General features: G+C 72.3%; 5 protein-coding genes and 1 pseudogene. 4 read left to right on the top strand and 2 right to left on the bottom strand.

Annotation, left to right across the window (positions count from 1 at the left end; genetic code table 11):
• Positions 1–468: pseudogene (locus ABZX90_RS42395) on the bottom strand (hypothetical protein); the annotation flags it as partial.
• Positions 469–557: 89 nt separating this feature from the next.
• On the opposite strand from ABZX90_RS42395, the gene ABZX90_RS42390 reads away from it, so the two are divergent.
• The 4 genes from ABZX90_RS42390 to ABZX90_RS42375 all read left to right on the top strand — a co-directional run bounded on the left by ABZX90_RS42390 (position 558) and on the right by ABZX90_RS42375 (position 6,830).
• On the top strand, positions 558–2,315 hold the full coding sequence (locus ABZX90_RS42390; RefSeq protein WP_355213567.1) for an FHA domain-containing protein: 1,758 nt from the start codon (positions 558–560) through the stop codon (positions 2,313–2,315).
• Positions 2,312–3,889 carry a serine/threonine-protein kinase gene (locus ABZX90_RS42385; RefSeq protein ID WP_355213566.1) on the top strand — a complete coding sequence of 526 codons (1,578 nt, stop codon included), beginning with the start codon at positions 2,312–2,314 and terminating at the stop codon, positions 3,887–3,889. The genes ABZX90_RS42390 and ABZX90_RS42385 overlap by 4 nt, the downstream gene beginning before the upstream one ends.
• A gap of 38 nt (positions 3,890–3,927) precedes the next feature.
• A complete protein-coding gene (locus tag ABZX90_RS42380) occupies positions 3,928–5,658 on the top strand; it encodes a hypothetical protein (protein WP_355213565.1) in 1,731 nt (576 codons plus the stop codon).
• A 248-nt stretch (positions 5,659–5,906) separates the two neighbouring features.
• Positions 5,907–6,830 (top strand): ADP-ribosylglycohydrolase family protein, encoded by a 924-nt coding sequence (locus tag ABZX90_RS42375; protein ID WP_355213564.1) that lies wholly within the window; start codon positions 5,907–5,909, stop codon positions 6,828–6,830.
• A gap of 234 nt (positions 6,831–7,064) precedes the next feature.
• Here ABZX90_RS42375 and ABZX90_RS42370 read toward each other — a convergent pair whose 3' ends face one another.
• Complete coding sequence (locus ABZX90_RS42370; RefSeq protein WP_355213563.1) at positions 7,065–9,953, bottom strand: alpha-L-rhamnosidase; 2,889 nt, start codon at positions 9,951–9,953, stop codon at positions 7,065–7,067.
• Between the last annotated feature and the right edge of the window lie 403 nt (positions 9,954–10,356).

The following is a 10,356-nucleotide window of genomic DNA, read 5'->3' as shown; positions in this document are numbered from 1 at the left end:
GGCGGTGAGGGCGGCGGTGGCGGTGGCGAAGGCGGTGGCGGCGGCGGTGAGGGCGGCGGCGGAACCGGTGACGGCGGCTCCTCCGGCGGCGAGGGCGGTGGCCACGGCGGTTCCGGCGGCGGTGAGGGCGGTTCCGGCGGCGGCGACGGCGGGGGCGGCGAAGAGGGCGGCGGCCACGGGCACGACGGCGGCTCCGGTGGCGGCGGGGGCGAAGGCGGCAGCGGCGGTGGCGGTGGCGGTGGTGACCAGGAGAACACCGGGCGACGCCCCGGCGGCGGCGGTGAACCCGGTGGCGGCGAAGGCGGCAGCGGCGGCGGCGACCAGGAGAACACCGGACGTCGGCCCGGCGGCGGTGGAGAACCAGGGGGCGGCGAAGGCGGCGGTGGTGGCCGCGCGGGCATCAGCGACGGCGCCGAGAGCGTGCGCGGCGGTGTGAGCACCCCCGGCCTCGGCGGCATCGCCACCCACCTCTCGCCCTCCGCGCCCGGCCCCGACACCGACGGCGGCTTCTCCGACGGAACGTTTCTCAGCGGCTCCGGCGCGGGCTGAGTCGGCGCATGCTCTGCCACGCCTGCCGCGTCCACGTGCGGCGCGACTTCCCGTACTGCCTGTACTGCGGCACGCTCCGCCGCGGCGCGGCACCGACGTCGTACGCCGCGCCGCACCTGCGTGGCGTCGACGACCCCACGCTGCTCGTCCCGCTCACCGGCCCGGTCACCACACTGGGCCGGGGCGCGGACAGCGACGTCGTCGTGCCCGACGCCAGCGTGTCGCGCCGCCACGCCCGGATCGTCCGCACGGAGTCGGGCTTCCGGATCGAGGACCTGGACTCGTTCAACGGCACGGCCGTCGCAGGCGTCGACCTGCACGGCGGCGCCGCCGACCTCGCTGACGGCACCGAGTTGTCCGTGGGCGACGTACGCCTGGTGTTCGAACAGCCCCGCGACGCCCACATCGGCCAGCGCACCCAGGTCGTCGGTACCCAGCTCACCCAACTCCCCACCGCGGTGCAGGAGGCGGCACCGGAGGCGAACGGCCCGCTCACCGCACGTCCCCGCCGCCGCTCCGGCTGGGCGCTCAAGCAGGTGCCCACCGACCGCGGCGAACCCCGCTGGGTGCTGAACAACACCCGCACCGGCGTGTATCTGGAACTGGACGAGCGGGAGGTCTTCCTCTGGCACGCCGTCGACGGCGAGAACACCGTACGGGACCTGCTGTTCGCGTACGCCGACCGCTTCGGCGAGCTCGCCCTCCCGCGCATCGAGGCGGCGCTCGCCGCGTTCGCGAACGCGAGACTGCTGCGCGGCCTGCCCGGCCGCACCGAGGAGACGGAACGGAAGGGCTGGCGCCGCGCGGGACAGGCCGTGTACCGGGCACTGCTGAAGCTGGAGATCTCGGTCCCGGGGCTCGACCGGGTTGTGACTCGCGTTTACCACGCGTTCGGCTGGCGCTTCTTCACCCGGACCGGCGTGACCCTGGTCTGGCTGTCGGTGATCGGCGGCCTCGCCGCGTTCTTCGCCGCGCAGGGCCGGCAGCACTTGCTGGACTTCGGCGGGGCGGGCGTCTGGGGCCCGGTGCTCCTCGCCGCCGGATATGTGTCCGCCCTGGTCGTCCACGAGCTGACGCACGCGCTGGCCGTGAAGTCGTACGGCCGCAAGGTCAGGCGCGGCGGGTTCCTGCTCATGATGGGCATGCCGTTCGCGTTCGTGGACACCAGCGACATGTGGTTCGGCACCCGCTGGTCACGCGTCGTCGTCGCGCTGTCCGGGCCGCTGTCGACGGCGGCGCTGGCCGGGTGGTGCGCGGCCGGCGCGGCCTTCCTGCCCGCCGGACCGGCCTCGGCCGTCCTCTTCCACCTGGCCTTCGGCCTCTACCTGAACACGCTCTACAACTTCAACCCCCTGATGCCGCTGGACGGTTACCAGGCCCTGACCGACGCGCTGCGCGTGCCGCGGCTGCGCGAGGAGGCGAGCGCGTACTTCCGCAAGGGGCTCTGGCAGGACCTGCGCGCGGGCAGCCGGCCCGGCCCACGGCAGGCGGGTATGGCCGCGTACGGCCTCGCGGTCGTCGTCGGCACGTACGGCTTCCTCGTCCTCGCCCTGCTGGCCTGGCGCTCCCGGATCGGCGACCTGCTGGACGGGTGGCTGTCCCCGCTGTGGACCACGGTGATCGAGGCGGTCGTGGTCGCTCTGGTGGCCTTCCCCGTGTGGTCCGCGCCGTTGCGGTGGCTGACGCGCCGTGTGCGCCGCCGCCGTGACGCGAAGGGTGCGGTGCCGGCGCCGGCGGTGGGCGCGGCAGTTGAGGGGGCGGCATGACGCAGGGTCCCGGAAGGGCCGAGGGCGGCGACTGGGCCGTCCCCGGCTACGAACCCGTACGCATTCTCGGCGAGGGCGCCGGCGGACGGGTCGTGCTGGCCCGGCACACCACGACGGGCGTGCCCGTCGCGATCAAGTATCTGAGCGGGCGCCTGCGCGGCGACCGGGAGTTCCTCACCCGTTTCCGCGCGGAGGCCCGGCTGCTGGGCGGGCTGCAACACCCGTGCGTGGTGCGGCTGTACGAGTACGTCGAGGCGCGCGGAGGTGCCGCCATCGTGATGGAGGCGGTGGACGGAGTCAGCCTCCGCCGGCTGCTGCGCCGGCACGGGGCGACCGGCCCCGAGGCCGCCCTGGTCCTGCTCAAGGGCTCGCTACTGGGCCTTGGCGCGGCCCACGTGGCCGGGGTGGTCCACCGCGACTACAAGCCGGAGAACGTGCTCGTCCGCGCCGATGGCACGAGCGCGCTCGCCGACTTCGGCATCGCCGTACGCACCGGACGCGAGACCGAGGCCGCCGGCACGCCCGCCTACATGGCGCCCGAGCAGTGGCAGGGCGATCCGGCGGGACCGGCGGGCGACGTGTACGCGGCGGCGGTCGTGTTCCACGAGTGCCTGACCGGGCGCCGCCCGTTCACCGGCGACGACGTGACCGCGCTGCGCCTGCAGCACCTGCGGGCCCCCGTCCCCTTGGACGACGTACCCGATCCGGTGCGCGGGCTGCTGCGCAGGGGGCTGGCCAAGGATCCGGCAGACCGGCCGGGCATCGAGGCGTTCCTCGCCGACCTGGAACGGTCCGCCACCGAGGGGTACGGCGCCGACTGGGAGGAGCGCGGCCGCCGCAGACTCGCCGAACTCACCGCGCTGTTGGCCCTATTGTTCCCGTTCACCGCGACGGCGACGCTCGACGCGCCGGCCCGCGCCCTGACCCTGCTGGGGCGGGTGAGGCGCAGCGGATGGAAGGCCGCCGCCGGGGCGGCCGCGCTGGCGGTCGTGGCGGGCGGGGTGACGTCCGTGGCGGCCCGTCCGCACGACACGGCGACGACGGTGGCCAGTTCGGTGCCGTCGGGGCCCAACTCGCCGACGCCACCCGCCTCTTCGTCCTCCGATTCGCCGACTGCCGTCCCGACCACGGCCGGTGTCACGCCCTCGGCCACCCCCTCGGCCACCCCGGAGAGCCCGTCGGCCTCGCCCATGACCTCCGTGAGTACGGCCCCGCCGGCGGAGCCGACCACACCGACGACCGTGCCCCCGGCCTCGCCCACGCCCGGCACGGTCACGATCAGCATCGGTTCCTGGCGGCGGGGGCAGACCCCGGGCACGCTGATCGCCGACGTCACCGTCGACACCACCGGGACCGGGCCCGTGACCGTCACTGCGAACTACTACGTCGACACGCCGGCCGATCCCTATGGAAACCGGACCAAGGAGCTGTCCGGCGGCACGCACTACCCCATGACCTTCGAGGCGGACTTCTCCAACCACCCGTGCCGGGGCACCTGGATGGTCACGCTCACCAGCACTCCGGCCGCCGCGAACGGACCGCAGACAGCCTCCCTGGACGCTCCGCCGTGCTGAGCGACGACGAGCGACGGCGAGAACGGATCGGCATCGACATGACGACAACCACCACGGTCGCCGGGCGCCCTCTGTCGGGCTGGACGCGGGACGCACGCCACGGCACGTGGCACGCGCTGCTCCCGGGCCGATCCGGCGAGTCCGAGCTCGGCGCGCTGCGCATCGACCGTGCCCTGCTCGCGCCGGAGAGCACCCGCGAGCGGCTCGCGGCGGCCGTGCTCGCCGTCGCGAAGCTCCGGCTGCCCGGGGTGCTCGGCACGGTCGACCTCGTCGCGGAGGCCGGGGAGGTGTGGCTGATCACCGCCCGGCCACCGGCTCCCACGCTCACGGACCTGCTGGCCCGCGGGGGTACGGGCCCCGACGCGGGCAGCGCGGCCAGTGTCCTCAACGAGACCGCGCAGAGCCTCCTCGCCCTGCACGCGGCAGGCCTCGCCCACGGGGCGCTGGACGCGGACACCGTCGTCCTCGCCCCGGACGGCGTCGCCCTGCTCGCCGAGGCCGCACTGGGCACGGTGCTGGGCGACGCGCCGGACTCCGCGCGCCGCGAGGCCGACATCGCGGCCTGGGCCGACCTGTCCCGCACCCTCGGCGACGCCTGGGTGGCCACCGGCACCCCCGCGGCCGCCCTGTTCGCGCGCTGTTCCGCCACCGCCGGTTCCGAGGGGCTCGCGGCGGCCCGAGCGGCACTGGTCGCCGGGCGCGCGGCGCTCCCGGCGGGGTTCCTGCGGCGTACGGAGCTCCGCACGGCGGTGGCCGCGGCGACCCCGGAGATCACCACGGCACCAACGGCACCGACGGCGGACGAGTCGGGGGCGGACGCCCAGCGCGTGCGCCCCCAGGAGGGGGAATGCGAAGCCCCCGGTTCCGAAGCCGCCAATTCCGAAGCCCCCGGATTTGAAACCGCCGGTTCCGAGGCCGCCGGTTTTGAAGCCGCAGATTCCGAAGCTGAAGAGACCGAAGCCGAAGAGTCCGAGAACGCCGGCGCCGTGGACTTGGGTTCCGAGGGCGCCAGTGCCGTGGACATGGGTTCCGAAGGAACAGGCCCCGGGGACGTGGTCCCGGAAGCGGACAGGCCCAAGCACGCCGTGCCGGACGAGCAGCTCACCATGCCCAGCCGCACCCGCTCCGCCCCGCACCAGCCCCACCCCACCGCCTCGGACGACCAGGCCACCCTCCTCGGCAAACGCAACCGCACCCCCGCCGGACCCCCGGCAGCGACACCCACCGAGGCAACGACGTCACCCCCGACCGGCAAAGACGACGGCGAGATCCTCCTGCGCTTCGGCCCCGGCATCCCCGTCGAGGCCCAGGACGTCCTCCGCGCCCAATGGCGCACCGCACCCGTACCACCTGACAGCCGCCGCCCCCACCGTCGAAGAAGGCGGGCCTGGATCGCCACGACCGCCTTCCTGACCGCCGCGGCCGTCCTCCTCTGGCTGCTGCTGCGCCCGTCCCCCGCCCCTACGGTCACGGCCGTCGAAGTCCGGGCGCCCGCCGGGCGGTTGCACTGCGGACAGACCGCCGATCTTGTCGGCGTCGTGACCACCGACGGCCGCGGCGGCCCGGTGGCGTACCACTGGCTGCGCAGCGACGGTCACGACACCGGCGAACTGGTCCACATGGCCCGCCGGGGCGACCGCAGGGTCACCGTGCACCTCCGCTGGACGGTCCGCGGCCCCGGCAGCTTCCGGGGAACCGCCCGCTTGCGGATCGCCCACCAGAGCAAGTCGCCCGAGGCGGAAGCGACCTTCAGCTACGCCTGCTCCTGACGGACCCGGCCGGCCACGAGCGCGACAGGCGGACCGGCGGCGAGCAGCATCGCAAGCGCCGCGAAGCCGTACGTCGGTGTCGCCGCCGCCGCGACCGCACAGAAGTTCGGGCGGTTGGTCCCGTCATCAGAGCACGGCCCGTCGACCGCTGCCCCGAAGCATCTGCTGCTGCCTGGCAATCCACTCGCATGCTCAACCGGCCTACGGCGAGAATGCCATGGCCACAGATCATTCAGAGGAGCTTTGCCATGAGCAGTCCGCAGCACGCCCACGCCAGCCTGGACGGGCTCGTGATGGGCGACGCCTTCGGTGACAGCTGGTTCACACGCTCCGATGAGAGTGCAGAGGAACTCTGGGCTGCACGGTCCCTGCGTCCTGTGCCGTGGCTGTGGACGGACGATTCGGCCATGGCCTTCGTCCTGTTCGCCCATCTGATGGCTCATGGGGAGATCCGTCCGGACGACCTGGCACGGGAGTTCGCCGCCGAGTACGCCCGCGACCCGGGGCGTAAGTACGGCCCGTCCATGCACGGTGTGCTGCGGCGCATCGGCGAGGGCGAGGACTGGCAGGCCGTCACCACGGGGCAGTTCGCCGGACAAGGTTCCTACGGCAACGGCGCCGCTATGAGAGTTGCCCCGCTGGGGGCCTGGTTCCGAGACGACGTAACAGCTGCCGATGAGCAGGCCCGGCTGTCGGCGCTGACCACCCACGCTCACGCAGAGGCTGTCGCGGGGGCAGTGGCCGTGGCGGTCGCCGCCGCGCTGGCAGCCTCCAGCGAGGGCCAGGACGCCCCGCCGCGCGCCGAGTTCCTGCGAGAAGTCGCCTCGCACGTGCCGGACAGCGACGTCCGCTCCAGGCTTCTGGTGGCCGCAAACTTCCCCGCGCGCACTTCGGTGCGCCACGCGGCGTCCGTGCTCGGCTCGGGGACGCTGATATCGGCTCCGGACACAGTGCCGTTCGCCCTGTGGTCTGCCGCAGGACAACTGGACGACCTGCCCGAGGCACTCTGGCAGACCGTCGCTGGGTGGGGCGACCGCGATACGACCTGCGCAATCGCGGGAGGCATCGTCGCGACCCGCACCGGCACGGGTGACGTCCCGGCCGCCTGGCGGCAAGCCCGCGAAAACATCCCCGCCTGGAGCCGCTGGGATTCTCGCGCAGCTGTCCGATAGGGACACTGGATAGACCGGGCCAACCAACTCAAGCATTGTGACCAAGTGTTCGTAGCTGTTGCCGTTCCGACCTTGAGTCATGCGCGTCGAACGGGGGTCGGTGAAGGGGCAGCGCCAGGCAGAACCGAAGCTGAGCTTGCTGGCGGCGGTGCGACTGCAGAAGGAGGCAGTGGCCGATCCGGAATGATCCGGCAGCCCCCGAACACGCGGGGGCTGCCGCAGGTGTCGCGCTCCTCAGGACGTGAGGTAGCAGGCCTTCCGCACGCCGGTCAGCGGATCCGTGCCGAACGCCGATGCCGTGCAGCCGGTGCCGCCGGTGAACGCCTTGTACACGAAGCTGCCCCGCGCACCGAACGCGACGGTCCGCTGCCCGCTGAAGGCGCACGTCCCGCCTTCCTCCGTGCAGGCCGTGGCGTAGCCGGCCGGGCCGCCGGTCGCGGTGTAGCAGCTCTTCGACTCGCCGGGGATCGGGTCGCCGAACGTGGCGTCGGTGCACGGCGTGTCGCCGGTCGCCGTGATCGTGGCGAACGCGCCGAAGGCGCCGTACATCACCGGCTGTCCCGCGGCTGCCGGGCAAGTGCTGCCCTGGGACGCGCACTTGGTCCAGCCGCCGGCCGGGGCTCCGTCGGGTGGCAGGTAACAGGACTTGGCGACACCGTCGATGGGATCGCCGAAGTGGGTGTTGGTGCAGGCGACGGAGCCCTTGGTGACTTGGTGGGCGAAGTTGCCGTTGGCCCCGTAGGCGACGTCACGGTTGTAGCCAGGCACGGCGCAGGTGCCGCCCTCGGCCGCGCAGACGGTGTATCCGGGCGGACCGCCCGCGTCGGCGACGTAGCAGGACTTGACGAGGTTCGACGCCGGGTCGCCGCCGAAGGAGGCGTTGGTGCAGGCGGTGCTGTCGGTCGCCGTCTTGTAGGTGTACGTCCCTGCGCCGTAGGCCACGGAGCGGGTGCCGCTGAAGGAGCATGTACCGCCCTCGCCCGCGCACCGGGTGAAGCCCGCCCGCAGCGCCCCGGTACCGGGATCGCCGGGGGTGGGCGGATTGCCCAGTCCGGTGGCGCTCACGGTGTAGCTGCCCGGGGCGACGCCGGTGAGGTAGACGTAGGTGTCGTCCTGGCTCGCGCCGGTGATTCCCGAAGTGGGCGTGAAGGTTCCGTTGCGCCAGACGACGGAGCCGTTCACGGACACCGAGACGTCGCCGCCGCCCAGCTTCGGTACGCCGATACGACCGGTGGTGCCGGCCGGGCTGGTGAGATGCGCCGCGTAGGAGCCGGCGGCGGGGTCGCGGGACCAGGACGCGTCGACGGCGCCCTGGGGCAGGGTGACGCGGCCCTCGGCACTGGTCAGGTCGCCGGGGTGCGGCACGAAACGGTACGCGCCGGTCGCCGACTCCGGCGCGGTGCCGAGCACGTCGAAGGTGAGCGTGGAGGTGGGCGCGGTGGACCAGCCGTGGGCCAGGCTCATGAACGAACCCCCGTAGGCGAGGCCGCCGTCGGCCCTGACGCCCTCCCAGAAGGTGCTCTTCGTGCCGATGTCGCTGGTCAGCATGTGGCCCCAGGTGCGGCGGATCTGCGCCAGGGCGGTGTAGTCGTCGTTGGCGGTGAAGCGGGCGTTCAGCTCCATGCCGCCCGCGAAGGGCGACACATTGCCGCCCCATTCGGGGGTGGTGGGACCGTAGATGCCCCAGTTCTTCCCGAGCCCCGCTATGACACTCTTCGACTTGGCCGTGGAGTCGGTCAACCCGTACCAGACGGCGAGGGAGTTGCCGTCCTGCGGGTACAGGCCGCTGGTCGGGTTGTCCTTGTACATACCCTTCGAGGCGTCCCACAGGCGAGAGTTGGCCGCGGCCTTGATGGCGGCCGCCTTGGCGGTCCAGCCGGCGGCAAGCGCGCTGTCGCCCTCGACCGTGGCCAGAGTGGCGCCGCCCTTGAGCGCGGCGTACAGCAGCGCGTTGGCGGAGATGTTCTCGCCGCCCTGACCGACCCGGGCCCAGTCCTGAGTCCGGGTCACGTTCAGCAGGCCGTTGCCGTCGATCTTGTTGGTGATGAAGGCCATCCCGCGTTTGTAGTCGGCCCACGCGGAGTCCAGCCACGCCCGGTCGGCGGTGTAGTTGTAGTACGTCGACGTCCCAAGCAGCGTCCAGGTGTGGTAGGTGTCGGATCCGGTGAGGTTGAACGGCGGTCCCGACCAGGGGATTTCACCCTCGGCCGACTGTGCGTCGTACATCGTGGTGAGCGCGTTGCGGGTCGAGACGAGGTCGCCCGAGTACGCGTACTGCGTGGGCACGGCGATGCCCAGGTCGCCGGGCCATACCGTACGGTCCCGCTTGGCCCCGTCGACCAGGACGGAGTCGCCCACGCCGACGGTGGCGCCGTTGTCCCACTCCGTGGCCGGTGGGGGCCAGACACGGCCCTGGTCGGAGGCGATCGTGTTGAGCTGAACCGTGTATGCCCCGGCGTACCAGATGCGGTTGAGCAGGTCGTCGCTGGAGTGGAAGTAGTTGGCGTAGTCGGCCGGGTCGGTCTTCCCCGGGGCCGCGGTGAAGTCGAGGCTGACGCCTTTGAGGTCCACCCAGCCCGAGGTGTCGAGGAAGACGGTGAGGTAGCGGAAGCCGCCCCGCAGTCGCGACGTCGGCATCGTGTAGGTGCCGTCGGCGGAGGCCGCGGCGTACAGGGCTCCGTCCTCGCCGTCGCGGCCGCTGCTGCGGTCGCTGTTGGTGCCGACATACAGGGACGACTCGCTGAAGGCCAGGCCCACCCGTTGACCGCTGCCACTGGTGGCCCCGAATGACAACGTTGCCAGACCGCCGACCTCTTTGCCGAAGTCGAGGGTGATGGCCGACCGTGAGCCGGAGATGCGCGTCGGCTGTCCGCTCAGGACGTTCTGCGGGTTCGCGACGGTGCCGGATGTTCGGTGGACGGCGGTCGGCTTGAGGGTGCGGGAGGTCGGCGAGTAGTTCAGGGGGTCGGCGGCCGCCTCGCGGACGCCCGGCATGGTCGTCGAGGTCGCCGCGGATGCGGACGGAGCGGGAGCCGCCACCAGCGCGGCGGCCACCACCATGGCGAGGCCAAGTACGCGCCCTGGAGAGGGCGTTCGGTTCAGCAGGGCACGGCGTCGGCGCATAAGTACGTACCTCCCGGATCGCGTTCGGAAACGAGTTGTTGCTTGAATCGATTCAAACTGATCGCCCATGAATGCCTGGGACTGATGGACCAGTGGATCTGCGAGGCACCTCGCCGAAGTTGCACCGATGATGGGCGCGCGAAAACGGAGTGTCAACCCATCACGGCATCCCCGAACTCCGTTGAAAATTCCGCGACTTGGGTCATTGACAGGACCTCGTCAAGACAGTTCACTGCCTCCGAAGAAGGTATGGACCAGTGCTCGATTCCCGCCTCGGCTCGATGCGAGCCGTTGGCCCCCATCGTGAAATCGAGGCGAGTTCCGGTGTTCTCACGAAGCTCAGACATCGTTGTCAGATCACGGCTCCTCGGCTTCCTGCTGACGCTCGCGTTCGTGGCATGGG

Origin of the sequence: Streptomyces sp. NPDC002935, assembly GCF_040611295.1 — a bacterium.
GTDB lineage: Bacteria > Actinomycetota > Actinomycetes > Streptomycetales > Streptomycetaceae > Streptomyces.
The sequence above is the reverse complement of the archived record's forward strand: the minus strand, read 5'-3'. Positions and strand labels throughout refer to the sequence as shown.

Excerpts from the sequence above, each read along its gene's own strand:
- ABZX90_RS42390 (WP_355213567.1), top strand. The coding sequence starts at position 558 with ATGCTCTGCCACGCCTGCCGCGTCCACGTGCGGCGCGACTTCCCGTAC.
- ABZX90_RS42385 (WP_355213566.1), top strand. The coding sequence starts at position 2,312 with ATGACGCAGGGTCCCGGAAGGGCCGAGGGCGGCGACTGGGCCGTCCCC.
- ABZX90_RS42380 (WP_355213565.1), top strand. The coding sequence starts at position 3,928 with ATGACGACAACCACCACGGTCGCCGGGCGCCCTCTGTCGGGCTGGACG.
- ABZX90_RS42375 (WP_355213564.1), top strand. The coding sequence starts at position 5,907 with ATGAGCAGTCCGCAGCACGCCCACGCCAGCCTGGACGGGCTCGTGATG.
- ABZX90_RS42370 (WP_355213563.1), bottom strand. The coding sequence starts at position 9,953 with ATGCGCCGACGCCGTGCCCTGCTGAACCGAACGCCCTCTCCAGGGCGC.